This window comes from Mesorhizobium sp. WSM4830 (assembly GCF_055811495.1).
Window position 1 is genome coordinate 198568 of sequence record NZ_JBVVQI010000009.1, and the last position, 24842, is coordinate 223409.

Sequence of the window (24842 nt, forward strand, 5' to 3'; positions counted from 1 at the left end):
CAAAGGGCGATGGACCATCTGCGCTATTCAGGGCTGCCCTTCGAAACCCAACGAGCGGCTTTCCTCGACATCGTTTCCGCCGACCCTCTGCTCGGCGAGCCGCTGGCGAGATCACGTGGTCTCGACCTGCCCGACTGGCTGGTCGTGTCCGGCGCGCTTTACAACAGCGTCTGGAACCATCTGACCGGCAAGCCTTCGGGGTACGGCATCCGGGATGTCGACCTGTTCTATTTCGATGAGAGCGATCTGTCCTACGAGGCCGAGGATTTGGTCATCCGCCGGGCGGCGAAGCAGTTCGAAGGACTGACGCTGCCGGTCGAAGTGCGCAACCAGGCGCGGGTGCATCTGTGGTTTGAGGCGCGTTTTGGCAGTTCCTATCCCAGACTGTCGTCGTCCGCCGAGGCGCTTTGCTATTTCGCGTCGAAGACGCATGCGGTCGGCGTCCGCTTCGGCAACCACGGCCAGCTGGAGCTCATCGCGCCGTTCGGGCTCGACGACATCTTTTCATTTCGAGTTACGCCGAACCGGGCACTGGACAATCGGCAGACGCACGAGACGAAGGGCGCTCGCGCAAGGGAGAACTGGCCGGAGATCAGTGTCGTGCCTTGGTAGGAAATGTCGGCGCGAGCCGCCCCCCTCTGCCCTGCCGGGCATCTCCCCCTCAAGGGGGGAGATTGGCAGTTCCCGCGCCCTGCCCGCCCTTCCGGCGCCGGTGATTGGCGAAAGCCCAGGCGACATTCAATCTCCCCCCTTGAGGGGGAGATGTCCGGCAGGACAGAGGGGGGTGCCTCGCGCCAATTTCTCGCAATTATTTTGCACCGCTGCGGCGCTCGAAAACCGGGCGCCGAAACGCCTCGTTTCGATTGCGCTGTCGACTACCGTTCACCCGTTGACCAACGCCAACAGCTCTTCGGTGTAGCGCTTGCCGACCACCTTCTCCGGCGACAGGGCGTCGCCAATAGATGCCACTTCGGCCTGGCTCAGCACGATATCCGCCGCCGCCGTATTCTGTTCCAGATGGCGGATTTTTCGCGCACCGGGGATCGGCACAATGAAGTCGCCCTGATGCAGCACCCAGGCGAGCGCCAGCTGCGCCGGCGTCACGCCCTTCCCGGCGGCCATCTTTTCCAGCACGGCGACGACCGCCGCATTGGCCGCCATGGCGTCGGCCTGGAAGCGCGGCAACCCGCGGCGCCAGTCGTCGGCGTCGAGAACATCGGGCTTGGCGATCGTGCCGGTCAGCAGGCCGCGGCCGAGCGGGCTATAGGGGACAAAGCCGATGCCGAGCTCGCGGCAGACGGCAAACACCTCCTCCTCCGGATCGCGGCTCCACAGCGAATACTCGCTCTGCACCGCGGCGATCGGATGCACGGCATGCGCCCGGCGGATGGTAGCCGCACTCGCCTCCGACAGGCCGAGCGCCCGCACCTTGCCCTCGCGCACCAACTCGGCCATGGCGCCGACCGTATCCTCGATCGGCACGTTGGGGTCGACGCGGTGCTGGTAGTAGAGGTCGATGACCTCCGTATCCAGCCGCTTCAACGACGCTTCGGCAACCGCCTTGACATGTTCGGGACGGCTGTCGACACCGGCCATGCGCTCCATGCCGCTGCCTTCTTCCAGGATCTTGAAGCCGAATTTCGTCGCGATCGTCACCTTGTCGCGCACCGGCTTCAGCGCCTTGCCGACCAGGATCTCGTTTTCGTAAGGGCCGTAGACCTCGGCCGTGTCGAAGAAATTGACGCCTATCTCGACGGCATGGCGCAGCGTGGCAATCGCCTCCGCCTCCGGCTGGCCGCCATAGGCAAAGCTCATCCCCATGCAGCCGAGGCCGACCGGGTAGACGTCGAGTTCATTGCCAAGCTTGCGGGTTTGCATCACCTGTCTCCTTGTTGTGATGGTTGTGATGCCGCAGAGATAGCCTCTTGCGCTGCGTTCGATAATCGGCTCTCATCTGCACGGGCTGTTCCAAGAAATAGATCAATGAAGCGAACCTATCTTTCACAGCTTGCCGTACTGGCAACAGTCGCCCAATGCGGCAGTTTTCGCGGCGCCGCCAAGGAACTGACGATCGCGCCATCGGCGGTCAGCCACGCGGTGTCCAGCCTGGAAGCGCGGCTCGGCGTGCGCCTGCTGGCGCGCAGCACGCGCAGCGTCGCCCCGACCGAGGAAGGCGCGCAGCTGCTCGAGCGTCTCAGGCCGGCGCTGTCGGAGATCGACCTGGCGCTGGAATCGGCGATCGAGGCGCGCGACCGGCCGGCCGGCAATCTGAGGCTCAACGTGCCGCGCACCGCGGCCCATCTGACGCTGACGCCTCGACTCGGCGCCTTTGCCGCGGCCTATCCGGACATCGTGCTGGAGATCGTCATCGAGGACCGCTTCACCGATGTCGTCGAAGGCGGCTTCGACGCCGGCGTGCGGCTGGGCGAGAGCCTGCAGCGCGACATGATCGCGGTGCGTATCGGGCCGAACCTCCGCGGCGCCGTGGTCGGCGCGCCATCCTATTTCGAGACCAGGCCCAGGCCGATCCATCCGCACGACCTTGCCGGCCACCGCTGCATCCGTTTCCGCTTCTCCAGCGGCATTCTCTACCGCTGGGAATTCGAGAAAAACGGCGAAGAGATCGAGATAGCGGTGCAAGGGCCGCTGATCCTCGACGAGGACCATCTGATTGCCAATGCCGCGGTTGACGGCGCCGGGCTCGCCTTCGTGTTCGAGGACTATGTCCGCGACGCGCTCGCCGCCGGGAAGCTCGTTCGCGTGCTGGAGGACTGGTGCCCGCCCTTCGACGGCTTCTTCGTCTATTACCCCAGCCGCCGCCAGATGCGGCCGGCACTCAGGGCCTTTGCCGATTTCTTCGGGGTGAGTACATAGGGGCACCGTCGGAACGGCGGCGGGCAATCTCTTCAGGCTGAATGCTCATCTCACGGCCGTTGCGGCGCCGGCGCCGGCAATTATTCGTCTCCAAACACAAGTAGAACCGCCTTTCTGGCCTGGAAGAAACCCGACCTGGCATTCGTTCACCGACCATGTCTGCACTGCCCAAAAACCAAACGGCCGGCTACGGCTGGACGGCGATCATCCTTCACTGGCTGATCGCGGCGATCTTTATCGGCCAGTTCGTGCTCGGCTTCGTCATGGTGCGGCTGTCCAGCCAGCGCACCGCATTCGAACTGATCCAGCTGCATAAATCCTTCGGCTTCCTGCTGCTTGGGCTGGTCATCCTGCGCATCGCCTGGCGCCTAGGCAGACCGGCCCCGCCGCTGCCGCGCTCGGTCGGGCCGTTCGAGCGCCGGATGGCGCCGCTGGTCCATCTCGCGCTTTATGCGTTTCAGCTCGCTCTGCCGTTGTCCGGCTGGGCGCTGGTCTCGGTCTCGGTGCTGGAGATCCCGAGCGTGCCGTTCAATCTGTTTGTCATGCCCAATCTGCCGCTTGGCGTATCGGACATGGCAGAAAGCTTCTGGGCAGCGACGCACTGGTATCTCGCCTATGCCGGCATCGGACTTGTCGCTTTGCATCTCGCCGCGGCGCTGCGCCACCATTTCTGGCTGAGGGATACCGTGCTGACGCGCATGATCACGGCTTCGTCAGATCGCGACACGGAATAGAGCGGACGGCTCATTCGTTGATGGGGCGAGGACGCAAGAAAGCGTTGCCTACCAAGAGGACCATTTCCATGTACGCGCGCATCTTCGGATTTGCGGCCGCCGCCGCTTGTTTTGCCATACCTGTCTTCGCCGCCGTTGCCCTTGGCGACGCGGCCGGCAGCTACACGATCAGCCCGGGGAGTTCCAGCATCCACTTCTCGATCGGCAAGCTCGGCGGCGGCGGGCTCGACGGCGCTTTCTCCCGCTTCAAGGGCAGTATCCTCATCGACAACAGCGATGTCGGCCGGTCCCAGGTCAATTTCACCATCTTTCCCGAAAGCGTCGGTACTGGCCAAAGCCGCATCGATGCCTTTCTCCGCTCGGACGCGGTTTTCGACGCGGCCAACAATCCGGAGATCCAGTTCCGCTCGACCAGCGTCAAACGCACCGGCGACACGTCGGCCCTTGTCACCGGCCGGCTGACGGCGCGCGGCAAGACCTTTCAGGAAAAGTTCACGGCCGAGCTTGGCGGCCTCAAGGCGGGCACGATAAAATTCCACGTCACCGGTAAGGTGCTGCGGTCGCGCTATGGCATGGATGTCGGCACACCGATCTATTCCAACGTCGTCGACTTCGACATGACGCTGACGGGTAGAAGGGGATAGTTTCATCTTCGCGATTGGCAGAGACACGTCTCGCATCGTCATCCTGGGGCGGAGCAAGGAGCGAAGCGACGCGGCGCAGACCCCAGGATCCATGCCGTAGCGTCAAGGCGTTGCAGCGGTTCAGAATTCTGTTTCGTCACATTCCTCGGCGACTGTCATGGCATGGATCGTCAGGTCAAGCCCGAGGATGACGAAGGCGCTGATTGGCTTTTCTCCTGAATTAGGGCAAACCTCCAGGCCTGCAATCGAGAGGAGAAAACTGATGTTCCGATGGGGTGTTTTGTCGACGGCCAAGATCGGCCGCGAGCAGCTTTTGCCGGCAATCGTCGAGGCGGAGAACGGCGTGCTGTCGGCTATCGCCAGCCGCGATCTGTCGAAAGCCCGGGCGCTCGGCGAACGCTTCGGCGCGCGCCACGCTTTCGGCTCCTATGAGGAACTGCTCGCCTCCAGCGACATCGATGGCGTCTACATTCCGCTGCCGACCTCGCAGCATGTCGAATGGACGGCCAAGGCGATCGAGGCCGGCAAGCATGTTCTGGTCGAAAAGCCGCTGGCGCTCGATGCCAAGGACATTCCGCCGCTGATCAAGCTGCGCGATGCCAGAAAGGTGCTAGTCTGCGAAGCCTTTATGGTCGTCTACCATCCGCAGTGGATCAAGGTGCGCGAGCTGATCGCCAACGGCGCCATCGGCCGGCTGCGCCATGTCCAGGGCGCGTTCTCCTATTACAATGTCGATCCCAACAACATGCGCAACAAGCTCGATCTCGGCGGCGGCGCGCTGCCGGACATCGGTGTCTATCCGACGGTATCGACGCGCTTTTCGACCGGCAAGGAGCCGCTGCGCGTCCAGGCGACGATCGAGCGCGACAAGACATTCGGCACCGACATCTATTCCTCGATCCGAGCCGATTTCGGCGATTTCGAGCTGTCCTTCTACCTGTCGACGCAGATGGCGGCGCGGCAGGTGATGGTGTTCCACGGCGAGAAGGGCTTCATCGAAGTGTTCTCACCGTTCAACGCCGGGCTCTACGACCATCACCGCGTCGAGCTGCACAACCAGAACCACAGCGAGGCGCAGGTGTTCCGCTTTCCCGGCACGCAACAGTACCGGCTCGAGGTCGAGGCCTTCGCGCGGGCGGCGCAGGGCGGCAAGGACCGCGTCTTCACCCTGGAAGAATCGGTGCTCAACCAGAAGGTCATCGATGCCATCTTCCGCGCCGGCGAGAAGGAAGGCTGGGAGGCCGTCTAGGCCGGCCATGATCCCAAAAATGGGGACCGGTTTTTGGACGAGATCATGGCCAGATAGATGTCCGACGACGCGGATGTGATCATTGTCGGCGCCGGCCTTGCCGGCCTTGTCGCGGCGGCCGAACTGACTGAGGCCGGCAAGAAGACCATCATCATCGAGCAGGAGCCGGAGCAGTCGCTTGGCGGCCAGGCATTCTGGTCGCTCGGCGGCATCTTCCTCGTCGATTCGCCCGAACAACGGCGCATGCGAATCCGCGATTCGTATGAGCTGGCGCTCGAGGACTGGCTGGGCACCGCAGCCTTCGACCGCACAGAAGATCTTTGGCCGCGCCGCTGGGCCGAGGCCTATGTCGGCTTCGCCGCCGGCGAGAAGCGCTCCTGGCTCATGCAGCGCGGCCTGAAATTCTTTCCGGTGGTCGGCTGGGCCGAACGCGGCGGCGGCAATGCCGTCGGCCCCGGCAATTCGGTTCCGCGCTTCCATGTCACCTGGGGCACCGGCCCCGGCGTTCTCGAACCGTTCGTGCAGCGCGTGCGCGAGGCCGAGAAGCGCGGGCTGATCCGGTTCAAATTCCGTCACCGGGTCAACGAATTGACCCGGACGGGCGGCGCCGTCGACGGCGTGCGCGGCGACATATTGGCGGCGAGCGATGCCGAGCGCGGCCGCAAGAGCTCGCGCGAGATCACCGGCGATTTCGAGCTGAAGGCGCAAGCCGTCATCGTCGCCTCCGGCGGCATCGGCGCCGATCACCAACTGGTCCGGCAGAATTGGCCGCAGCGGCTGGGTGCGCCGCCGAAACGCATGATCACCGGCGTTCCCGACCATGTCGACGGCCGCATGCTGGCGATCGCCGAGGCTGCCGGCGGCAGGCTCATCAACCGCGACCGCATGTGGCACTATGTCGAGGGCGTCAGGAACTGGGCACCGATCTGGACCGATCATGCGATCCGCATCCTGCCCGGCCCGTCATCGCTGTGGCTCGATGCGCGCGGCAAGCGCCTGCCGGTGCCGCTTTATCCCGGCTTCGACACGTTGGCCACGCTCAGCCACATCATGAGCACCGGCTTCGATCATTCCTGGTTCATCCTGACCAAAAAGATCATCCGGAAGGAGTTCGCGCTGTCGGGCTCCGAGCAGAACCCGGATTTGACGGGGAAGAGCTGGCGCCAGGTGCTTGGCCGTGCCACCAGCGGCGTGCCCGGGCCGGTCAAGGCGTTCATGGAGAAGGGCGAGGATTTCATCGTCGAGCCCGAACTGCCGGCGCTGGTCGCCCGCATGAACGCAATGGCCGGCGGCGAGCCGCTGCTCGAATTGCGCCAAGTCGAGCACGAAATCCGCGCCCGCGACCGGCAGCTCGACAATCCGTTCTCCAAGGACATGCAGATTACTGCGCTGCGCGGCGCGCGAGCCTATCTCGGCGACCGGCTGATCCGCACCGCAAGGCCGCACAAGCTGCTCGATCCCGCCAATGGCCCGCTGATTGCCGTCAGGCTCAGCATCCTGACCCGCAAGACGCTCGGTGGGCTGGAGACGGACCTCGGCAGCCGTGTGCTGGGTACCGGCGGCCAACCGGTCGAGGGGTTGTACGCGGTGGGCGAAGCCGCCGGTTTCGGCGGCGGCGGCATGCACGGCTATGCAGCGCTCGAAGGCACGTTTCTCGGCGGCTGCATCTTTTCCGGCCGCAGCGCTGGACGGGCGGCAGCACGCGCGCTGGGGTGAAACAAGGTCGACCGTGACGCGCTTTAGGCGAAGGGCTGCAAATTGACGTCCTGAAGCTTGGAACCGGCAAGCAAAGCCTCGAGCACCTGCTTCTTGAGAGACAGGCACTGCGAACGGGCAAGTTTGACGATGGCGGAAACGTCGCCTGCCTCGCAGGCAAGAACCAGTTCCTTTTGCTGGGCGATGATCAACTGGGTGAAGTCGCGCGACTTGAACCCGAGGTGGAGAACCCGCGCCGACTGGTCGAGTAATTGGTCCAGCAGATGCGCCAGTCGTAGATTTCCCGAGAGCTCCGCAAAGGCCAGACGAAAGGCACGATCGGCCGCCAGGAAGGCGACGTGGCTGCGTAGCGTCTCCGGCTTCAGCACTTTTTGCGCTGCCAGCCTGACATCCTCGAGCCCGCGCTCGGTCATGTTCGATGCCGCCACCCTGAGCACTTCCGGTTCGATCAAGCTGCGGACATCGAAGATCTCGTTGACGTCGCGCAGGCTGAGCGTTGCAACGACGTAGCCACGGCGCGGCTCGCTCCTGACCAGCCCTTCCTGCATCAGGCGGGCCAACGCGGCGCGGATGGTCGCCTTTTTGATCTGGTATCGATCGCCGATCTGTTTCTCGGTCAGCGCTTCACCGGGGCGCAGCACGCAGGCAATGATGTCGTTCCTCAGCTGCTCATATGCCTGTTCCCTGCGAAGGACATCGGCGGCTGACAGTGCTGTCGCCTCGACCGTGGCCGGCCTTGCCGGTTCGGCGGTCAACTTCGTCGTCTTCATATTTCGTCCGTCTGGCTGTCCCGTTGACGCTGGCCTCAGCATTCGCTAGCGTGAGCGTCTCAGATTGGTGATCTGAGCATCTCAGGGAGGATAACTGATATGCCTTTGCCCGCCAACTCGCCTCTCTACGCCGTTGCCGACGATATCGTCAATGCCGCGAGGGGACCAGATCCCCTCGAAGCGATAAGGACGGTCCTGGGCGACTACACCAACCGTTTTCACGCATCGGGAACACTCGCTCACGAAGAAGACGACGACGAGGTGCTTTTGCATGCGAGCCCGAACCTGACGATCTACCACATCACGCTGTCGCCCGGCCTGCAGTACCCGCCCCACAACCACCTGATGGATGCCTTGATCGGCATCTACAAGGGCAGCGAGACGAACTTCATCTATCCCGTTGTCGGCAGCCAACTCGATGTTGCCGAAAGGCAGCACATCGCAGCGCCCGCCGTAGTGCACATGGTGTCAAATACCGTGCATGCTGTTGCGAATACGGGCAGCGCGCGATCCGGTGCGCTGCATGTCTACCTCGGTGATCTCACGCGAACCCACCGCCAGCTGTGGAGCCAGGACAGCAACGAGGCCGAACCGTTTGACAACGACCGCTACCTGGCCGGCGCTCGGCCCATTCAGCAGTCCGGGCGCGAATGAGCGCAGGGCGTCGCGGGCGGCGAAATTGGCCGTGATCAGCGGACCCGTCGGAATCGCGTCACACTTGTCACTCTCGCCAATCCGCTATCGCCCCTATCCTATCTCACGACCCAACACGTCGCGCCTGCGGCGACAAACCAGCAAGGGAGATGCACAATGACGGCTCATCAGAATGGCACCGGCGAGCAGACGACGCGGCTCGCGATGAAGACACCACCGGTCGTTTCGCCCGACGCGTGGGAAGCCGCGCGCCAGCAGCTGCTCGTGAAGGAGAAGACGGTGACCCGGGCTCGCGACGCCTTGGCCGCCGAGCGCAGGCGGATGCCATGGATGGCGATGGAGAAGACCTATACGTTCGAAGGGCCCGACGGAAAGGTGAGCCTGCTCGACCTGTTCGAGGGCCGCCGTCAACTGATCGTCTACCGCGCCTTCTTCGAGCCCGGCGTATTCGGCTGGCCCGATCACGCCTGCCGCGGCTGTTCGCTGGGGGCCGACCAGGTCGGCAACCTCGCCCATCTGAACGCCCGCGACACCACGCTTGCCTACGCCTCGCGCGCACCGCAGGCGGACATTGCGCGGCTGAAGGCGCGGATGGACTGGAAGATGCCCTGGTACACCATCACCGACAGCTTCGATGCCGACTTCGGCGTTGACGAGTGGCACGGCCATAACGTGTTCATCCGCGACGGCGATCGCGTGTTCCGCACCTACTTCATCAACAACCGCGGCGACGAGGCGATGGGGACCGTATGGAGCTATCTCGACCTGTCGCCGCTCGGCCGCCAGGAGGTTTGGGAGGATTCGCCCGAGGGCTATCCGCAGACGCCGACGTACAAATGGTGGAACTGGCACGACAATTACGGCGCCGAAGCCGTTCCTGACAAAAAGTGGGTCGAGGTGTCGGACGCCGGAGAGGCCGCGTTCCGGAACCGCACTGAATAGAACGTCTTTGGCGTCGCGGAAATGCGGCTAGGACAATTGGAGGAGCGGGATGCACGGTTCATTCGACCGCATCCCGCTCGCTATCAGGGACAACGGACATGAGCGAGATTCATGCAGGCGCATCCGCCGGCGATCCGAGCCCGGCCGGCCATAGCGTGGCCGATTGGCTGTCCTTTGCGGCCGCGCCGACCTTCGCAACCATGGCGCTGCTGACGCTTCTCGGCGGAGCGCCGGATATGATGTGCTCGACCGGGCAAGAGGCGTCACCGCTGGGCGGCATGGTCCCGATGTACCTGCTGATGAGCGCCTTTCATTTAGGACCTTGGCTGAAGCAGGTTTCCGGCCGGCGACGCCGCCGCAAATAGAGCTGTACCGGCCGACAACGGCCCGTTCTGGTCGGGAAGACATCCCTCACCAGATCCACTCGCCCCTTCCCAAAACCGCTACCGCATCGACAATCCGGGTAAAGCTCGAGCGGGCGCGGCGGGCTGTGTGCCTGGCGCGTAAATACCCATGCACCAGCCCCGGCTCCTCGAACCACCAGGCGCGTCCGCCTGCGGCAACGATGCGGTCGCGATAGGCCTCGCCGTCCGACGACAGCGGGTCGCATTCGGCGGTGATCACGACGGTAGGCGGCAGATTGGTAAAGTCGGCGTCGGCGAGCGGCGACAAGGTGAGATCGCCGGTGCGGTCCTCGCCACCGGTCCTGATGTGCTTGTAGAAAACGAGGTCGCGCACGTTAAGCATCGGCGCTTCCGCGTGGGTGACATAGGAACCGGCGGAGCTGTCGCCGCCAAGGCCAGGATAGACCAGGATCTGGCCGATCGGCTTGCGCGCATGGCCGCGCGTCGCGTGGCTGACGGACGCGGCGAGATTACCGCCGGCACTGTCGCCGCACAGCAGGATAGGGCGTTCGTAAGTGGTCGACGCCCATTCGAAGGCGCTGATGGCATCGTCGAAGGCGGCCGGATGAAGGTGTTCCGGCGCCAGCCGGTAGTCGACCGAAACCACCTCATAGCCGGTGCGGCCGCAAAGCTCGGCGCAGAGGTCGTCATGGCTGTCGAGCCCGCCGAGCATAAAACCGCCGCCATGGAAATAAAGCACCATCGCCGCTACCTCAGGCGCCGGGGCGCGGTAGATGCGGACTGGAACCTGATGCCATTGCGTCGCAATGGCGGTGGTTTCCGCCGTGACGCCTTGGGGATAGCCGGCAAAGAACTCGCGGCACATCCGGTTATAAATCTTGCGCTGCTCGGCGATGGTGTAGTCGATCGTATCGGGCGGATAATAGGAGTTGGTCCGCTCGATGAAGGCCCAGGTCTCGGCGTCGATGAGGGTCTTGTAGTCGGTCATGAGAGACGACCAACCTGCGACGACTGCGCCCAGGCACCCCCCTCTGCCCTGCCGGGCATCTCCCCCTCAAGGGGGGAGATCGGCAGCTTCGGCGAAACCGCCTTTTCTCCAGCGTCGACAATTGGCGAAAGCGATGATGACATCCAATCTCCCCCCTTGAGGGGGAGATGCCCGGCAGGGCAGAGGGGGGTGTTTCGCGCCATCATCTCCTCAGCGTCATCTCCCCTTCCACACCGGATCGCGCTTCTCGGCAAAGGCGCGAAAACCCTCGAGATTGTCCTCCGAGCCGTAGAGTGCGTCAACCGTTGGCAGTTGCCGGCGCGTCACCCGGTTCATGGCGTCCTGGAAGGTCAGCGATTCTGCGACCCGGGCCGTTTCCTTGATCGCGGCGAAGACCAGCGGCGGGCCGCTGGCAAGCAGCCGGGCGATCTCCCAGACGCGGTCCTCCAGCCTGTCCTTGGGCAGCACTTCGTTGACCAGGCCCCAGCGATGCGCCTCGGCGACCTCCATCCAGCGGCCGGTGAGCAAAAGGTCCATGGCGACGTGATAGGGGATGCGCTTCGGCAGCTTGATCGTCGCCGCATCGGCCAGCGTGCCGGCGCGGATTTCGGGCAAGGCGAAGGAGGAGTGGTCCGACGCATAGATGAGGTCGCAGGATAGCGCCAGTTCGAAGCCGCCGCCGACCGCCATGCCGTTGACGCAGGCAATCACCGGCTTGTTGAGATCGCGCAGTTCCTGCAAGCCGCCGAACCCGCCGACGCCATAATCGCCGTCGACCGCATCGCCGCCGGCCGCAGCCTTCAGGTCCCAGCCGGCGCAGAAGAACTTGTCGCCTGCGGTCTTGACGATGGCGACGCGCAGGTCGGGATCGTCGCGAAACGCCTTGAACGTCTCGCCCATCAGCCGCGACGTCTTCAGGTCGATGGCGTTGGCCTTGGGCCGGTCGAGCGTGACTTCGAGGATCGTGCCCTCGCGGCGGGTGGTGATGATTTCAGCCATTCTTCTTGTCTCCGAGCACCAGCAGCGCATCGGCGATCCAGGCGCCCTTGCCCTCGGTGCAGACGATCAATGGATTGATGTCGAGCTCCTCGATCTCGCCGGCGTTTTGCTGCACGAAGCCGGCAATGCCTGATATCGCATCGATTGCCGCTGCGACATCGGCCTTCGGCCGACCGCGATAACCGTCGAGCAGCGGGAACAGTTTTAGCCCGCGCAAAGCGGCCTCGATATCGTCGCGGGTCGCCGGCAGCATCAGCGTGACGCTGTCGCGCAACAGCTCGACCAGCACGCCGCCGGTGCCGAGCGTCATCACCGCGCCGAACATCGGGTCGCGGGTGAAGCCGACCAGCAGCTCGGCGACGCCGTCGCGCACCATGCGCTCGACATAAAGGCCGATGCCGAGCGGGCCGAGATCATGCGCCGCAGTGCTGACGGATTCGGCATCCCTGAGGTTGAGCCGGACCGCATCGAGTTCGGATTTGTGGATCACGCCAAGCGCCTTCAGCGCCACCGGGAAGCCGAGCGCCATCGAGGAGATGACAGCTTCGACCGCGTTGCCGGCGCGCTCGCCCTTCGGCACGGCGAGCCCGGCCTCGATGAGCCGCGCTTTCGCCTCCGCCTCGTCAGGCGTCACATGGCCGCCGGCCGGCGCGCCGGCCGCCGATGTGTCGATCGGCTGCGCCTGCGGCTCGCGCCAGGCCCAGCCGATGAAGGCTGCAGCCTGGGCGGCGTCCATCGCCTCGGAAATGCCGAACAGCGGCACCATGCCCCGCGCCATCAGGCCGGCAGTATATTCCTCGGGCAAGTTCTCCGGCAGCGAGGAGACGATCGCGCCGTGCGCACCGTTGGTCTTCAGCGCCGCTTCGAAGGCGCGCAGCGTCGCCCACCAGTCGGTGTCCGAGCAGCGGTCGGGGCGCGGAAAGTCGAGCACCAGCATGTTGAGGTCGAAGCCGCCAGACACCATGGCGGTGAAGGTGGCAGTCATCGCCGGCTCGTTGTTCCAGATGAAGGTGTGATAGTCGAGCGGGTTGGCCACGGCGACCAGCGGCCCGAGCGTCGATTTGACATGCGCGCGGTGCTCGGCGGTGAGTGGCGGAAACGTCACCCAGCGGCCTTCGGCGCTGTCGGCCATCACCGATGCCTCGCCGCCCGAACAGCTCATCGACGACAGCCGGTAGCCGGGCAGGGGACCGGTGACGTGCAGCAGCTTCAGCGCCTCGATGAAGGCCGGGATCGAATCGATGCGGGCGATGCCGAGCCGCTTCAGGAACGCGCCGGACGCCGCGTCCGAGCCCGCCAGCGACGCGGTATGCGAGACGGTCGCCTGCCGCGCCTGCTCGGAGCGGCCGACCTTCATGGCGATGACAGGCTTCTTCAGCTCGCGCGCCCGCGCCGCCAGCCTTTCGAAGCCGGCTACCGAATCGAAAGCCTCGATATGCAAGCCGAGCGCGGTGACGCGGTCGTCCTCGATCAGGCCTAGTGCCATTTCGGAAAGCCCGGTCTGCGCCTGGTTGCCGGCGGTCATCAGAAAGGCGATCGGCAGGCCGCGCTTTTGCATCGTCATGTTGATGGCGATGTTCGACGACTGGGTGATGATGGCGACGCCGCGGCCGCCTTCTGGCAGCCTGATGCCGCCATGCTGGTCGGGCCACAAAAGCGCGCCGTCGGCATAGTTGATGAGCCCGTAGCAGTTCGGCCCGATGATCGGCATTTGGCCTGCCGCCGCGACCAGCTCGGCCTGCAGCCGCTCGCCGTCCTCGTCATAGGCCTCGGTCTCGAGGAAGCCGGCGGCGAAGCAGACCGCACCGCCGGCGCCGCGTTCGGCCAGCGCCTTGACCACTTCGATGGTCAAGTGCCGGTTGACGCCGACGAAAGCGGCATCCGGCGCACCGGCCAATTCGGCTACCGAGCGATAGGCCTTGCGGCCGGCGACTTCGGCCTTGCTCGGATGCACCGGCCAGATCTCGCCGGCAAAGCCCATCTTGATCGATTGTGCGACGACGGCAGCAGCCTGCGCACCACCGAAGACGGCAATTGTCCGCGGGCGCAAAAGGCGCTCAAGTTTGTGCATAGTCATCTTTTTCCTTGGAGTATGATCTTTTCCAAAAACCGGTTTCCACTTTTTGGGATCATGCTCTAGCCCCCGAACGGGCGCAGCAGCGCCCGCGAGATGATGTGGCGCTGGATTTCCGAGGTGCCTTCCCAGATGCGCTCGACGCGAGCGTCGCGCCAGATGCGTTCCAGCGGCAAATCGTCCATCAGCCCCATGCCGCCATGGATCTGGATCGCCTCGTCGGCGACGAAGGCAAGCATTTCGGTGGCCTTCAGCTTGGCCATGGCCATGTCCTGGTCGGTGACGGTGCCCTGATCGTACTTCCAGCCGGCTTCGAACACCATCAGGTCGGCGGCCTTCAACTCGGTCGCCATGTCGGCGAGCTTGAACGATACGCCCTGGAACTTGCCTATCGGCTGGCCGAACTGCTGGCGCTGCGCGGCGTATTCGATGGCGTGGCCAAGCGCCCGCTCGGCGCGGCCGAGGCAGGTGGCGCCGACCTGCAGGCGCGTTGCGCCGAGCCATGAATTGGCAACGTCGAAGCCCTTGTGGACCTCGCCCAGAATCTGACTGGCCGGCAACCGGCAATCGTCGAATTCGAGGATGGCATTGGTGTAGCCGCGATGCGAGACGTTGCGGTAGCCGTCGCGCACAGTAAAGCCCTTGGTACCCTTGTCGACGAAGAAGGCGGTGATCTTCTTGCGTTTCCCACGCGAAGACTCTTCCTCGCCCGAGGCCATGAAGACGATCGCGAAATCGGCAATGTCGGCGTGGCTTATGAAATGCTTGGTGCCGTTCAGCACCCAGTCGTCGCCGTCTTGCACGGCGGTTGCCTTCATGCCGCGCAAATCGGAACCGGCGCCCGGCTCGGTCATCGCCAGGCAATCCCACTTCTCGCCGCGAATGCAGGGAAAGAGATATTTCTCGCGCTGCTCCGGCGTGCCGGCGAGAAGGATGTTCGAAGGCCGCGCCACGCAGGTCCAGTGCAGCGCGTAGTTGGCGCGGCCGAGCTCCTTTTCGTAAAGCAGCCAAGTCACCGTATCGAGCCCGGCGCCGCCGACATCGGCCGGCATGTTGGCGGCATAGAGGCCGGCTTCGATCGCCTTGGCCTTGATCTCCTCGATCAGCTCGCGGCGCAGCACGCCGGTACGCTCGACCTCGCGCTCATGCGGGTAAAGCTCGTTCTCGACGAAGGCCCGCGTCGTCTCGACGATGAGCTTCTGCTCCTCCGAAAGACCAAAATCCATGGTCTCAGCCTTTCTTCCTTTTCTTCGGCTTTTCAGCCTTGGCCTTTTCGGCCGCCTTGGAGGCAACGGGCTTCTTCGCCGCAAGCTTGGCCAGCTGCCTGGTGTAGTCCTTATGCAAGGCGCCGGCACCCCAGCCTTTGCCTTTGTTCTGCTTTGACAGTGCCTCCATGATGGCGACCAGATTGTCGTCGCGGATCTTTTCGAGCTCGCGGATCGACAGACCGTGCGCCTGGTCGTCCGACTGGGTCGCGATCAGCTCGACCAGCTCGTCATTGAACTCCGGCACATCCATCAGCTTGGTCCATGGCCATTTCAGGCACGGGCCGAACTGCGCCATGAAGTGGCGCATGCCGGCCTCGCCGCCGGCGACGCGATAGACCTGGAACATGCCCATCTGCGCCCAGCGCAGGCCGAAGCCATAGCGCATGATGTCGTCAAGCTCCTCGACCGTGCAGATTCCGTCCTTGACCAGCCACAGCGCCTCGCGCCAGGCCGCTTCGAGCAGGCGGTCGCCGACGAAGGCCTCGATCTCCTTGCGGATGACGACAGGTTTCATGCCGATCGAGGCATACATCTCCTTGGCGACCTCGATCGCCTCGGGAAAGGTCTGTTCGCCGCCGACGATCTCGACCAGCGGCAGGAGATAGACGGGGTTGAACGGATGGCCGACGACCAACCGTTCCGGGTGCTTCTTCATCGCCACCTGCATGTCGGTCGGCTTGATGCCGGAGGTGGAGGAGCCGACAATGGCGTTGGCCGGCGCATAAAGGTCGATCTCGGCCAGTACGCGGTGCTTGAGGTCGAGCCGCTCCGGCACGCTTTCCTGGATGAAGTCGGCATCGGCCACCGCCTCGGCGATCGTCTTGGCGAAGGTAAGCCTGCCCTCTTTCGGCAGGCCGCCGGGCAGCATCTGCTTGTAGGCGCGTCGCGCTCCCTTCATCACCTCGCCGACCTTGCGTGACGCCTCGGGGTCGGGATCGAAGATCGACACCTCGATGCCGTTGAGCAGCAGCCGCGCCACCCAGCCGGCGCCGATGACGCCGCCGCCGATCGCGGCCGCCTTGTTGATGATGCTCATGCGGAGGCTCCGGTTCTTGTCCTGGCTGTTGCGGGGTCGGTGAGGGCGACACGCTCGCCGGCACGGATAACGGACGCGTCATAGGCCTTGCGCGCGAACACTTCGAGCACAAAGGGCCGGAAGAAATCGATCGGCAATGTCTCGTAATCCGGGTCGAAGCTCGACTGGTCCCAGCGTTCGCAGAACTCATCGCAATCATCGAAGTAAATGTGCCCGGCGAAGCGGTCGCGGGCATGTGGATTGCCGCCGAGGTGATGGGCGTAATAGAGGCGCTGGAAATCGCCGTGCTTTTCCACCACCCAGGTGCATTGCTCGCGCACAAAAGGCTTCAGGATCGAAGCTGCATACTCGTCGTGATTATAGGGTGCATAGATGTCGCCGATATCGTGCAGCAGCGCGCAGGCAATCCAGTCGGTGTCGGCGCCGTCGCGCCAGGCCCGCGTCGCCGCTTGCAGCGAATGGCCGAGCCGGGTGATCTTGTAGCCCGACAGCCCTTCGTCGAGCTGGACTAGCGCGTCGAGCAACCGCTCGCCGGTCTTTGCCGCATAGTCGATCTCGTGCTCGGTGAGGAAGGCATAATCCTCGCGGTCGCCGTCCTTCATCGCAGTGAATTTCACGGTCTTCATCGGCGGCTCCTCCCAACCAGCTACCGGCTTTTCAAAGCGGTGCGCGCTTCGTCAGGTTCAGCTTCTTGCGCACCTCATCCGGGCCGATGACCCTGGCGCCCATATTCGACACGATGCTGACCGCCCGCTCGACCAGCTGCGCATTGGTCGCCAGCACGCCCTTGTCGAGCCAGAGATTATCCTCCAACCCGACCCGGACATTGCCGCCGGCCAGCACCGCGGCCGCGACATAGGCCATCTGATTGCGGCCGATGGCGAAGGCCGACCAGTTCCAGGTCGACGGCACATTGTTGACCATGGCCATGAAGGTGTTGAGGTCGTCCGGCGCCCCCCACGGCACGCCCATGCACAATTGCACCAAGGCGTCGGGCTTCAGCACTTCTTCCTCGACCAGTTGCTTGGCGAACCAGAGATGGCCGGTGTCGAAGGCCTCGATCTCCGGCTTGACGCCGAGCGCCGTCATCATGCCGCCCATGGCGCGCAGCATGCCGGGCGTGTTGGTCATGACATAGTCGGCCTCGGCGAAATTCATGGTGCCGCAGTCGAGCGTGCAGATTTCCGGCAGGCACTGGCGCACATGCTCCATGCGGTTGCTGGCACCGCCCATATCCGTGCCTTTTTCGTTCAGCGGCAGCGGCTTTTCCGGCGGGCCGAACACCATGTCGCCACCCATGCCGGCGGTCAGGTTCAAAACCACGTCGACGTCTGCCGCGCGGATGCGCTCCGTTACTTCGCGATAAAGATGCACGTCGCGCCTAGGCTTGCCGGTCTCGGGATCGCGCACATGGCAGTGGACGATCGCAGCCCCTGCCTTTGCTGCCTCGATGGCCGAATCGGCGATCTGCTTGGGCGATCGCGGCACATGCGGGCTACGGTCCTGCGAACTGCCGGACCCGGTCACGGCACAGGTAATGAAGACCTCACGGTTCATCGCAAGCGGCATCGGACTCTCTCCCAATAGAACGTAGGGCAAGAATGCCTGACTTGCCGGAAACTGTTTTGCGTTTTACGAAGATCGTGTGACGAAAAACGAAAAACCGACGATCTTTCGGGCTGAGCGTTTGCCGCTCAAGGTAACGCTGCTGGTATTCTCCGGCTCGTCGATCATGTGCGTCGCCTCGGCTGTCGATCCCTTGCGCGCCGCCAACCGCATTGCCGGTGAGACGCTGTTCGATTTCAGACTGGTCTCGGTCACAGGCGAGGCGCCGGTCACCACATGCGGCCTGCCGGTGGCGGTCAGCGGCCGCTTCGATGCGGCTGACGCAACCGATATGCTGGTCGTCGTCGCCGGCTTCGGCACGCAGAACTACGCCACATCGGCCCTGCTGTCCGGACTGCGCCGGGCGGCGCGCGCGGCACGCGCCTGCGGCGGCGTCGAGGCGGGAACGTGGCTGGTGGCGCGCGCGGGTTTGCTGGAAGGGCGCAGCGCCACCACCCACTGGGAGGACATGGAGGATTTTTCATCGGCCTTTCCCGGCATCGACGTGCGCCCCGACCGCTACGTCATCGACGGGCCGGTGTTCACCACAGGCGGCGCCTCGCCGACCTTCGACCTGATGCTGCATCTGATCCGCACGCGGCTCGGCATGGCGGTCGCGCTCGATGTCGCGAGCGTCTTCATCTACGACCAGGCGCGCGCCGCGACGGACGCCCAGCCGCTGGTCTCGCTCGGCCGTCTTGACGGCTACGATCCCAGGCTGGCGCAAGCCATCCGGCTGATGGAAGCGCATGTCGACCAGCCGCTGACCATCGCCGTGGTGGCCAAGCGCGCCGGGGTGACGGCACGGACGCTGGAAAGCATCTTTCGCAAGTCGATCGGCGAAACGCCCGGCGCTTATTACCTCAGGCTGCGCCTCGGCGCCGCGCGCCGGCTGGTGGTCGACACGCGCATCGCTATGGCGGACATTGCCGGGCGAACGGGGTTTTCGTCCGCCGCGGCATTTTCCAGAGCGTTTTCAAGAGCGTTCGGCGAAGCGCCGGTCAGGCTGCGCCAGAGATAGTGGGGATCAGGCAGCGTCCTGGCGGTCGCTGTTGCCGTCGATCTGCGAGCGCATCTGTCTCGCAAGATGGGTCTCGAAGCGGCTGGCGACCGCGCGATCCCATTCGTTTGCACTCAGCGCACCTTGCTTCGGGTGCGGCAGCGCCATCAGCCGGTCGATGATCGATCCGGCCTCGCCAGATGAGAGCAGGGCGTCGATTTCGCGTTCGTGCTGCATATCGTTTCGCCTCCTTCTTTCTGATTCCCGCCACGAACCACACTATAGGAGGTTCGTGACGGCTGTTTGAAGGCAAGAGCGAGGCGATTGATGGGCGATGCCGGGCAAAGTTTTGTCCGCCGCCGCCCATCTTGGGCACGATCGTTCCGGCAGGTCAGGCAGTGCTTCAGCCAAGCCGCATCGACAGTTCAACATCCTCGCCGAACGGCGTGGACATGTAGCCACTCCCGGTCGAGCGCACCCGCTCGAGGTATTCGGGGCAAAGATCGGCGTTGTCGGCAACGACGAAGGCGCCCGCCCTGAGGCGGATTTCAACCAGACTCAAGATCTCGGGATAGAGCGCTTTGGCGCCGTCGAGCAGAAGCAGGTCGACGGTTTCGGGAAGATCGACGCTTAATGTTTGCAGCGCGTCTCCCTCGCGGATTTCAACCATGTCAATGAGACCGCCTGCCGTCAGATTGCTCCTGGCGCGCGCCACCTTGGACGGCTCGAACTCGCTGGTGATCAGGCGGCCGCCGCCATTGTCCCGCAAGGCTGCGGCAAGATGCAGGGTCGAAATGCCGAACGAGGTTCCAAATTCGACGATCGTCCGTGCGCCGCCGCCTCGTGCCAGCATGTAGAGCAGCGTGCCGGTCTCTCGCGAGACGGGAAGCCAGAGGTCCCTTAGCCGCCCATAGAAATCGAGGTATTCGGTCTTGCTCCGAATGAGGCGGCTCCGCTCCTCGGCGGAGAGCTCCGCCACTGCAGGGCTCGTTGCCGCAGCGGCTTCCTCGAACAGGCGGTCCAGCAGGGGCGCGAGCGGCTTTGTCGTCAGTGTGGTCATATCGGTCTCCAGTCGGAATGGAATGCGTTCTTGTGCGGCATTCAAAATACGACTAATCATTCGCATTCACTAATCGCATTGGCGCGCCTCTCAATGAGCGATCACCGAAGTCCGCGGATTTCCTCGCGAAAACAGCCCAAGCAGGCCCGCTCGGCAGAGCTCGTCGCTGCGATTTTGCAGGCTGCTGTTCAGGTTTTGGCGAAAGAAGGCGCGCAGCGCTTCACCACGGCGCGGGTGGCCGAGAAGGCCGGTGTCAGTGTCGGATCGCTGTATCAGTATTTTCCGAACAAGGCGGCGATCCTGTTCCGGCTCCAGAGCGACGAATGGCGGCAGACGACCGGTTTGCTGCGCGACATCCTCGAGGATGTCAGAAAACTGCCACTTGAAAGGCTGCGCGGCCTGGTCCACGCCTTCCTTCGCTCGGAGTGTGACGAGGCCGCGGTGCGTGTGGCGCTCGACGACGCCGCGCCGCTTTACCGCGACGCGCCCGAGGCGCAGGTGGCAAGGGCGTCCGGAGACCGCACCATCCAGCTCTTCATGCAGGAGGCGATGCCCAACACCGCGCAAGTGACTCGCGAATTGGCCGGCGACCTGGTCATGACGACGCTGAGCACGGTGGGGAAGCAGTTCTCGGAGGCGCCCCGAACCTCCGCGGAGATCGAAGCCTACGCCGACGCCATGGCCGACATGTTCTGCGCCTACCTGAGAGGCCTCGATCATGGCTAAGCCAAGCGCCAGACCCGGTCAGCGGACAGGCCGTGCAAGTTTTGCGCGGGGCAAACCTTGTCGTCGGTTTCAGCCCCGCGGAAAGTCAATGCAGCCGCGAATCGGTACGCCTCAGACGTACCGGTTGACGATGTTCTCGAGCAATTCCTGGCGGCCGGATCTGGGCTGCGGCTCGATCTTTTCCTTGACGACGCGCTCGGCGATTTCCTCCAGCGTGCGCTTGCCGGCAAGCATCGCCTTGGCCTCGGCCGAATCCCAGCCGGCATAGCGCTCGGCGAGCGGGGCGGACAGCGCCTTGTCCTCGACCATGCGCGCTGCCGCCTTGAGGCCGCGAGCGCAACAATCCATGCCGCCGACATGGCCAATCAGTAGATCCTGCGGATCGAGCGACTGGCGCCTGAGCTTGGCGTCGAAATTGGTGCCGCCGGTCTTGAAGCCGCCTGCCTGCAGCACCTGGTAGTAGGCGAGAGCCATCTCCGGCACATTGTTTGGGAACTGGTCGGTATCCCAGCCCGATTGGTAGTCGTTGCGATTCATGTCGATCGAGCCGAAGATTCCCAGCGCATTGGCCAGCGCCAGTTCATGCTCGAACGAATGGCCGGCCAGGATGGCGTGGCCCTGCTCGATGTTGAGCTTGACCTCATTCTCCAGTCCGAAACGCTTGAGGAAGCCATAGACGGTGGCGACGTCGTAATCATACTGGTGCTTGGTCGGCTCCTGCGGCTTCGGCTCGATCAGGATGGTGCCTTCGAAGCCGATCCTGTGCTTGTAGTCGACGACCAGGTTGAGGAAGCGGCCGGCCTGTTCCTGCTCGCGGCCAAGGTCGGTGTTGAGCAGCGTCTCATAGCCCTCGCGGCCGCCCCACAGCACGTAGTTCTCGCCGTTCAGCCGCTTGGTGACGTCGATGCAGTGTTTCACCGTCGCCGCCGAATAGGCAAAGACATCCGGATCGGGATTGGTGGCGGCGCCCGACATGAAGCGGCGGTTGGAGAACAGGTTCGCCGTACCCCACAACAGCTTGACGCCGGTCTGCTTCATCTTTGCCGAGAAATAGTCGGCGATCTCGTCGAGCCGCGCCGCACTTTCGGAAAAGTCCCGGCCCTCAGGTCGCACATCGGCATCGTGGAAGCAGAAATAAGGCGCGCCCAGCAGCGAAAACATCTCGAAGGCGACGTCGGCCTTGAGCTTGGCCAGTTCCATCGTGTCGACACCGCCGGCCTTCGGAAACCACGGCCGGTCGAAGGTCTGACCGCCGAACGGATCGCCGCCCGGCCAGGCAAAGGAATGCCAATAGGCGACGGCAAAGCGCAGATGGTCTTCGAGCCGCTTGCCGGCGACGATCTCGTCGGGATTGTAGAACCGGTAGGCCAGCGGATTGGTCGAATCCGGTCCCTCGTATTTGATCTGTTGGATGTCGCCGAAAAAACCGCTGGTCATGTTCTTTTCCTCTCGCATGGTTCGGCCTGATTACCTCAGGCGTAATTGGTTTCGCGCTGGCGCTGGTCGAAAAGGCTCATGTCAAAGCCACTCAACGAAGGAGACAGACCATGACCGACCTCAACACCATTGCCGAAAACTACATCGCCGCCTGGAACGAGAGCGACGCCGCGCGCAGGAAGGCCTTGCTCGAGGCGGCTTTCACCGAGGACGTCGGCTATCGCGATCCGATCATGCAGGGCGACGGCCATGACGGCATCGCCGCGCTGATCGAAGGCGTGCAGCAGCGCTTCGCCGGCTTCAGGTTCTCGCTGAAAGGCAAGCCGGACGGCTTCGCCGATACCATCCGCTTCTCGTGGAACCTCGGGCCGGACGGCACCGAGTCCGTCATCGAAGGCACAGATATCGGCGTCATCGAAAATGGCCGGCTGAAAAGCATCACCGGCTTTCTCGACAAGGTGCCGGCGCAGTGAGGCCTTCTCGGCGGGCCGCGGCGAGGGCGGGAATCCGCTCACGCCGTGGCGCTCCTGATCGCCGGATAAAGCGCCCGGTAGCGCTGATAAGCATCCTCATAGGCATCGCCGAGGGCGGCGACCGGCTCGACCGTGGTGTCTGTCGCCGGCGCCGTGCACACGGCGCGCGGATCGGCACCGGTCGCCGCGATCAGGCCAAGCCGGGCCGCACCGAAGGCGGCGCCGAAATCGCCGTCGGCTGGAATATCGACGGGCAGGCCAAGCGCTGTCGCGATGGCCTTCAGCCAGTAGCGCGAACGCGAGCCGCCGCCGATCGCCGTTACCCGGGTCAGCGTCGTGCCGGCTTTGGCCAGCGCGTCGAGGCTGTCGCGGAAGGCGAAGGCGACGCCTTCGAGCACGGCCTGGGTCAGCGCCACGCGGCCAGACTCGTGGGCAAGCCCGGTAAACGCGCCACGAATGGCCGAATCATTGTACGGCGTCCGTTCCCCTGAGAGATAGGGCAAAAACGAGACGCCAGTCGGCGCCTGCAGCACATCGCCGAGTTCGGCGGTCAACTCGCCGGCGCTTTTTCCAGCGATCCCCGACAGCCAGTTGAGTGAATCGGTTGCCGACAGGATGACGCCCATCTGGTGCCAGGTGCCGGGCAGTGCGTGGCAGAATGTGTGCACCGCGCTTTCCGGATTGGGCAGATAGGAGGCATTGGCGGCAAAAAGCACGCCCGACGTGCCGAGCGAGACGAAAGCCTGGCCGGCGCCGACCGTGCCCATGCCGCAGGCCGAGGCCGCGTTATCGCCGGCGCCGCCGGCGATCGGGATACCCGCCTGCATGCCCCATTTCGCAGCCAATTCGCTGCGCAAGGCACCGGCCTTGCCCGTGCCTTCGACCAATGACGGCATCTGCCTTTCGTCGAGCGACGTGGCGGCGAGCAGTTCGGCGGACCAGGCTCGTCTGCCGACATCGAGCCACGACGTGCCGGCCGAATCCGACATTTCCGAAATATGCTCGCCGGCGAGCCAGAGCCGCAAAAAGTCCTTCGGCAGCAGGACCTTTGCCACCTTGGCGAAAACAGCCGGTTCGTTGTTCTTAACCCAGGCGAGCTTCGGTGCGGTGAAACCGGGAAAGACGATGTTGCCGGTCAGCTTGCGAAAGCGCGGGTCGGCATCGAGCGCGGCCGCCTCGGCGTGGCTGCGTGTGTCGTTCCACAGAATGCAGGGGCGCAGCACCTGGTCGGCGGCATCGAGCAGGGTGGCGCCATGCATATGGCCGGAAAGGCCGATGCCTTTGACCGCCGCGAGTTCCTTCGCATGCGTGCCTTTCAGCTCGGCGATCGCGGCTCCGCAGGCGCCGATCCAGTCGGCAGGGTTCTGTTCGGACCAGCCGGGATGCGGGCGCGACACGTCGAGCGGCGCATGGCCGGAACCGACGATGCTCTGCCTTGCATCGATCAGCAGCGCCTTGACGCCCGACGTGCCGAGATCGAGGCCGAGATACATGTTTCCTCCCATGTCCGTCATGCCTGGCGGCGACGGTCTTCCTTGCTTCCCCGCCCAGTCCTGCGACACGGGCGGCGAAGATATCCCGGCAATCGTGCCGCCGGAAACGCACCCCGGTCAACACGCGAAGATTTTTTCGACACTCGAAAAAATCTGGCCGGGGCAGTTTTTAAGGCAAGATTTAGTCTTGGTCAATTCGCCGCGAGAGCGGTTGCGCGCCGTGAAAACAGTGCCGACAACGGGCTGTCCGGCCGTGCCAGCGCGCGTTCCGCCGCAAGCGCCCTCGCCAGCGCGCCATCACCGGAACGCAAGGCCGCCTCGATCAGCGTCAGGTCGATGACGTCGCGTTGGGCGTGGCTGCCGCCGAAGCGATGGGCGATTGCCCGGATCGGCCGGATCAGGCGTATCGTCTCGGCATGATTGCCCTCGCCGAATGCCTTGATGGCGAGCGTCAGCGGATGGCCGACATCCCGGGTGAAAGCAGCGTTGTCGTCCTTACCCTGCATCGCCTCGCGCTGCGCCTCGAGCAAGCCGCGGGCCGGCGCGTCGAGGCCGGCGCCGACGAACGCCATCATCGCGTGGGCGTCGTTGAAGGCATAATGGCCGGCGCTGGCCTTGGGCAACCAGTTGGCGGCGAGCGCAGTCCAGCGCAACCCCGCAAAACAACCCCCCCGAAGGACGCCCCCCCACAAAACCCAGGGAAGAACCAAAATTTGGGCCCACCGCGCCGCCGGC

25 protein-coding genes and 1 pseudogene are annotated in these 24842 nt (G+C 64.2%); 12 read left to right on the forward strand and 14 right to left on the reverse strand.

Going from position 1 to position 24842, the window contains the following annotated elements; translation table 11 throughout:
- Positions 1–9 precede the first annotated feature (9 nt).
- Positions 10–612, forward strand: coding sequence for a nucleotidyltransferase family protein (locus AC0L2Y_RS14595; RefSeq protein WP_473557151.1), 603 nt, complete (start codon positions 10–12; stop codon positions 610–612).
- A 270-nt stretch (positions 613–882) separates the two neighbouring features.
- On the opposite strand, the gene AC0L2Y_RS14600 is transcribed toward AC0L2Y_RS14595, so the two are convergent.
- Positions 883–1878 carry an aldo/keto reductase gene (locus AC0L2Y_RS14600; RefSeq protein ID WP_473557154.1) on the reverse strand — a complete coding sequence of 332 codons (996 nt, stop codon included), beginning with the start codon at positions 1876–1878 and terminating at the stop codon, positions 883–885.
- Positions 1879–1983: 105 nt separating this feature from the next.
- Here AC0L2Y_RS14600 and AC0L2Y_RS14605 point away from each other — a divergent pair, with 105 nt between their 5' ends.
- The 5 genes from AC0L2Y_RS14605 (at position 1984) to AC0L2Y_RS14625 (ending at position 7217) form a co-directional block, all read left to right on the forward strand.
- A complete protein-coding gene (locus AC0L2Y_RS14605) occupies positions 1984–2874 on the forward strand; it encodes a LysR family transcriptional regulator (RefSeq protein WP_473557156.1) in 891 nt (296 codons plus the stop codon).
- Between the two features lie 155 nt (positions 2875–3029).
- Positions 3030–3608, forward strand: a complete 579-nt coding sequence (locus AC0L2Y_RS14610; RefSeq protein WP_352464620.1) for a cytochrome b — start codon at positions 3030–3032, stop codon at positions 3606–3608.
- Between the two features lie 68 nt (positions 3609–3676).
- The gene (locus tag AC0L2Y_RS14615; protein ID WP_352464618.1) at positions 3677–4252 is read left to right on the forward strand and encodes a YceI family protein; all 576 of its coding nucleotides are present in this window, start codon (positions 3677–3679) and stop codon (positions 4250–4252) included.
- Between the two features lie 262 nt (positions 4253–4514).
- Positions 4515–5501, forward strand: coding sequence for a Gfo/Idh/MocA family protein (locus AC0L2Y_RS14620; RefSeq protein WP_352490432.1), 987 nt, complete (start codon positions 4515–4517; stop codon positions 5499–5501).
- Positions 5502–5558: 57 nt separating this feature from the next.
- A complete protein-coding gene (locus tag AC0L2Y_RS14625) occupies positions 5559–7217 on the forward strand; it encodes an FAD-binding dehydrogenase (RefSeq protein ID WP_473557160.1) in 1659 nt (552 codons plus the stop codon).
- Between the two features lie 23 nt (positions 7218–7240).
- On the opposite strand, the gene AC0L2Y_RS14630 is transcribed toward AC0L2Y_RS14625, so the two are convergent.
- Complete coding sequence (locus tag AC0L2Y_RS14630) at positions 7241–7987, reverse strand: GntR family transcriptional regulator (protein ID WP_352490430.1); 747 nt, start codon at positions 7985–7987, stop codon at positions 7241–7243.
- 99 nt (positions 7988–8086) lie between these two features.
- Between AC0L2Y_RS14630 and AC0L2Y_RS14635 the strand changes: the two genes are divergently transcribed.
- The 3 genes from AC0L2Y_RS14635 (at position 8087) to AC0L2Y_RS14645 (ending at position 9948) form a co-directional block, all read left to right on the forward strand.
- Positions 8087–8641 (forward strand): autotransporter, encoded by a 555-nt coding sequence (locus tag AC0L2Y_RS14635; RefSeq protein WP_473557163.1) that lies wholly within the window; start codon positions 8087–8089, stop codon positions 8639–8641.
- Between the two features lie 156 nt (positions 8642–8797).
- Positions 8798–9583, forward strand: coding sequence for a DUF899 domain-containing protein (locus AC0L2Y_RS14640; protein ID WP_473557165.1), 786 nt, complete (start codon positions 8798–8800; stop codon positions 9581–9583).
- A gap of 98 nt (positions 9584–9681) precedes the next feature.
- The gene (locus AC0L2Y_RS14645; RefSeq protein WP_473557167.1) at positions 9682–9948 is read left to right on the forward strand and encodes a hypothetical protein; all 267 of its coding nucleotides are present in this window, start codon (positions 9682–9684) and stop codon (positions 9946–9948) included.
- A gap of 46 nt (positions 9949–9994) precedes the next feature.
- Here AC0L2Y_RS14645 and AC0L2Y_RS14650 read toward each other — a convergent pair whose 3' ends face one another.
- The 7 genes from AC0L2Y_RS14650 to bcoG form a co-directional block, all read right to left on the reverse strand.
- The gene (locus tag AC0L2Y_RS14650; RefSeq protein WP_473557169.1) at positions 9995–10936 is read right to left on the reverse strand and encodes an alpha/beta hydrolase; all 942 of its coding nucleotides are present in this window, start codon (positions 10934–10936) and stop codon (positions 9995–9997) included.
- Between the two features lie 216 nt (positions 10937–11152).
- On the reverse strand, positions 11153–11935 hold the full coding sequence (locus AC0L2Y_RS14655) for a carnitinyl-CoA dehydratase (RefSeq protein WP_473557171.1): 783 nt from the start codon (positions 11933–11935) through the stop codon (positions 11153–11155).
- Positions 11928–14006 carry an acetate--CoA ligase family protein gene (locus AC0L2Y_RS14660; RefSeq protein WP_473557218.1) on the reverse strand — a complete coding sequence of 693 codons (2079 nt, stop codon included), beginning with the start codon at positions 14004–14006 and terminating at the stop codon, positions 11928–11930. The genes AC0L2Y_RS14655 and AC0L2Y_RS14660 overlap by 8 nt, the downstream gene beginning before the upstream one ends.
- 65 nt (positions 14007–14071) lie before the next feature.
- Positions 14072–15235 (reverse strand): acyl-CoA dehydrogenase family protein, encoded by a 1164-nt coding sequence (locus tag AC0L2Y_RS14665; protein ID WP_473557173.1) that lies wholly within the window; start codon positions 15233–15235, stop codon positions 14072–14074.
- Positions 15236–15239: 4 nt separating this feature from the next.
- Positions 15240–16313, reverse strand: coding sequence for a 3-hydroxyacyl-CoA dehydrogenase NAD-binding domain-containing protein (locus AC0L2Y_RS14670; protein ID WP_473557176.1), 1074 nt, complete (start codon positions 16311–16313; stop codon positions 15240–15242).
- A complete protein-coding gene (locus tag AC0L2Y_RS14675; RefSeq protein ID WP_473557178.1) occupies positions 16310–16939 on the reverse strand; it encodes an HD domain-containing protein in 630 nt (209 codons plus the stop codon). The genes AC0L2Y_RS14670 and AC0L2Y_RS14675 overlap by 4 nt, the downstream gene beginning before the upstream one ends.
- A gap of 31 nt (positions 16940–16970) precedes the next feature.
- The gene (gene bcoG / locus AC0L2Y_RS14680; RefSeq protein WP_352490421.1) at positions 16971–17882 is read right to left on the reverse strand and encodes a 3-dehydrocarnitine:acetyl-CoA trimethylamine transferase BcoG; all 912 of its coding nucleotides are present in this window, start codon (positions 17880–17882) and stop codon (positions 16971–16973) included.
- Positions 17883–17958: 76 nt separating this feature from the next.
- Here bcoG and AC0L2Y_RS14685 point away from each other — a divergent pair, with 76 nt between their 5' ends.
- Positions 17959–18939, forward strand: coding sequence for a GlxA family transcriptional regulator (locus AC0L2Y_RS14685; protein ID WP_473557182.1), 981 nt, complete (start codon positions 17959–17961; stop codon positions 18937–18939).
- Positions 18940–18945: 6 nt separating this feature from the next.
- On the opposite strand, the gene AC0L2Y_RS14690 is transcribed toward AC0L2Y_RS14685, so the two are convergent.
- Both AC0L2Y_RS14690 and AC0L2Y_RS14695 read right to left on the reverse strand, forming a co-directional pair.
- Positions 18946–19155 carry a hypothetical protein gene (locus AC0L2Y_RS14690; RefSeq protein ID WP_254815980.1) on the reverse strand — a complete coding sequence of 70 codons (210 nt, stop codon included), beginning with the start codon at positions 19153–19155 and terminating at the stop codon, positions 18946–18948.
- A gap of 166 nt (positions 19156–19321) precedes the next feature.
- Positions 19322–19978, reverse strand: coding sequence for an O-methyltransferase (locus tag AC0L2Y_RS14695; protein WP_473557185.1), 657 nt, complete (start codon positions 19976–19978; stop codon positions 19322–19324).
- Positions 19979–20071: 93 nt separating this feature from the next.
- Between AC0L2Y_RS14695 and AC0L2Y_RS14700 the strand changes: the two genes are divergently transcribed.
- On the forward strand, positions 20072–20704 hold the full coding sequence (locus AC0L2Y_RS14700; RefSeq protein WP_473557219.1) for a TetR/AcrR family transcriptional regulator: 633 nt from the start codon (positions 20072–20074) through the stop codon (positions 20702–20704).
- A gap of 111 nt (positions 20705–20815) precedes the next feature.
- Here AC0L2Y_RS14700 and xylA read toward each other — a convergent pair whose 3' ends face one another.
- Entirely contained in the window at positions 20816–22141 is a 1326-nt protein-coding gene (xylA, locus tag AC0L2Y_RS14705) for a xylose isomerase (RefSeq protein ID WP_473557187.1), read from the reverse strand.
- Between the two features lie 110 nt (positions 22142–22251).
- Here xylA and AC0L2Y_RS14710 point away from each other — a divergent pair, with 110 nt between their 5' ends.
- Positions 22252–22614, forward strand: a complete 363-nt coding sequence (locus tag AC0L2Y_RS14710) for a nuclear transport factor 2 family protein (protein ID WP_473557189.1) — start codon at positions 22252–22254, stop codon at positions 22612–22614.
- A 38-nt stretch (positions 22615–22652) separates the two neighbouring features.
- Here the strand turns inward: AC0L2Y_RS14710 and xylB are convergent, their stop codons facing one another.
- Entirely contained in the window at positions 22653–24107 is a 1455-nt protein-coding gene (gene xylB, locus AC0L2Y_RS14715) for a xylulokinase (RefSeq protein WP_473557222.1), read from the reverse strand.
- A gap of 191 nt (positions 24108–24298) precedes the next feature.
- Positions 24299–24842, reverse strand: a pseudogene (locus tag AC0L2Y_RS14720) (tetratricopeptide repeat protein); the annotation flags it as partial.

What these genes read in the sequence shown, in the direction of transcription:
- AC0L2Y_RS14655 (WP_473557171.1), bottom strand. Translation starts at nt 11,935, where the DNA reads ATGGCTGAAATCATCACCACCCGCCGCGAGGGCACGATCCTCGAAGTC.
- AC0L2Y_RS14605 (WP_473557156.1), top strand. Translation starts at nt 1,984, where the DNA reads ATGAAGCGAACCTATCTTTCACAGCTTGCCGTACTGGCAACAGTCGCC.
- AC0L2Y_RS14660 (WP_473557218.1), bottom strand. Translation starts at nt 14,006, where the DNA reads ATGCACAAACTTGAGCGCCTTTTGCGCCCGCGGACAATTGCCGTCTTC.
- AC0L2Y_RS14645 (WP_473557167.1), top strand. Translation starts at nt 9,682, where the DNA reads ATGAGCGAGATTCATGCAGGCGCATCCGCCGGCGATCCGAGCCCGGCC.
- AC0L2Y_RS14690 (WP_254815980.1), bottom strand. Translation starts at nt 19,155, where the DNA reads ATGCAGCACGAACGCGAAATCGACGCCCTGCTCTCATCTGGCGAGGCC.
- AC0L2Y_RS14675 (WP_473557178.1), bottom strand. Translation starts at nt 16,939, where the DNA reads ATGAAGACCGTGAAATTCACTGCGATGAAGGACGGCGACCGCGAGGAT.
- AC0L2Y_RS14610 (WP_352464620.1), top strand. Translation starts at nt 3,030, where the DNA reads ATGTCTGCACTGCCCAAAAACCAAACGGCCGGCTACGGCTGGACGGCG.
- bcoG (WP_352490421.1), bottom strand. Translation starts at nt 17,882, where the DNA reads ATGCCGCTTGCGATGAACCGTGAGGTCTTCATTACCTGTGCCGTGACC.
- AC0L2Y_RS14640 (WP_473557165.1), top strand. Translation starts at nt 8,798, where the DNA reads ATGACGGCTCATCAGAATGGCACCGGCGAGCAGACGACGCGGCTCGCG.
- AC0L2Y_RS14635 (WP_473557163.1), top strand. Translation starts at nt 8,087, where the DNA reads ATGCCTTTGCCCGCCAACTCGCCTCTCTACGCCGTTGCCGACGATATC.
- AC0L2Y_RS14695 (WP_473557185.1), bottom strand. Translation starts at nt 19,978, where the DNA reads ATGACCACACTGACGACAAAGCCGCTCGCGCCCCTGCTGGACCGCCTG.
- AC0L2Y_RS14620 (WP_352490432.1), top strand. Translation starts at nt 4,515, where the DNA reads ATGTTCCGATGGGGTGTTTTGTCGACGGCCAAGATCGGCCGCGAGCAG.
- xylB (WP_473557222.1), bottom strand. Translation starts at nt 24,107, where the DNA reads ATGTATCTCGGCCTCGATCTCGGCACGTCGGGCGTCAAGGCGCTGCTG.
- AC0L2Y_RS14700 (WP_473557219.1), top strand. Translation starts at nt 20,072, where the DNA reads ATGAGCGATCACCGAAGTCCGCGGATTTCCTCGCGAAAACAGCCCAAG.
- AC0L2Y_RS14650 (WP_473557169.1), bottom strand. Translation starts at nt 10,936, where the DNA reads ATGACCGACTACAAGACCCTCATCGACGCCGAGACCTGGGCCTTCATC.
- AC0L2Y_RS14670 (WP_473557176.1), bottom strand. Translation starts at nt 16,313, where the DNA reads ATGAGCATCATCAACAAGGCGGCCGCGATCGGCGGCGGCGTCATCGGC.
- AC0L2Y_RS14625 (WP_473557160.1), top strand. Translation starts at nt 5,559, where the DNA reads ATGTCCGACGACGCGGATGTGATCATTGTCGGCGCCGGCCTTGCCGGC.
- AC0L2Y_RS14600 (WP_473557154.1), bottom strand. Translation starts at nt 1,878, where the DNA reads ATGCAAACCCGCAAGCTTGGCAATGAACTCGACGTCTACCCGGTCGGC.
- AC0L2Y_RS14595 (WP_473557151.1), top strand. Translation starts at nt 10, where the DNA reads ATGGACCATCTGCGCTATTCAGGGCTGCCCTTCGAAACCCAACGAGCG.
- AC0L2Y_RS14615 (WP_352464618.1), top strand. Translation starts at nt 3,677, where the DNA reads ATGTACGCGCGCATCTTCGGATTTGCGGCCGCCGCCGCTTGTTTTGCC.
- xylA (WP_473557187.1), bottom strand. Translation starts at nt 22,141, where the DNA reads ATGACCAGCGGTTTTTTCGGCGACATCCAACAGATCAAATACGAGGGA.
- AC0L2Y_RS14665 (WP_473557173.1), bottom strand. Translation starts at nt 15,235, where the DNA reads ATGGATTTTGGTCTTTCGGAGGAGCAGAAGCTCATCGTCGAGACGACG.
- AC0L2Y_RS14710 (WP_473557189.1), top strand. Translation starts at nt 22,252, where the DNA reads ATGACCGACCTCAACACCATTGCCGAAAACTACATCGCCGCCTGGAAC.
- AC0L2Y_RS14630 (WP_352490430.1), bottom strand. Translation starts at nt 7,987, where the DNA reads ATGAAGACGACGAAGTTGACCGCCGAACCGGCAAGGCCGGCCACGGTC.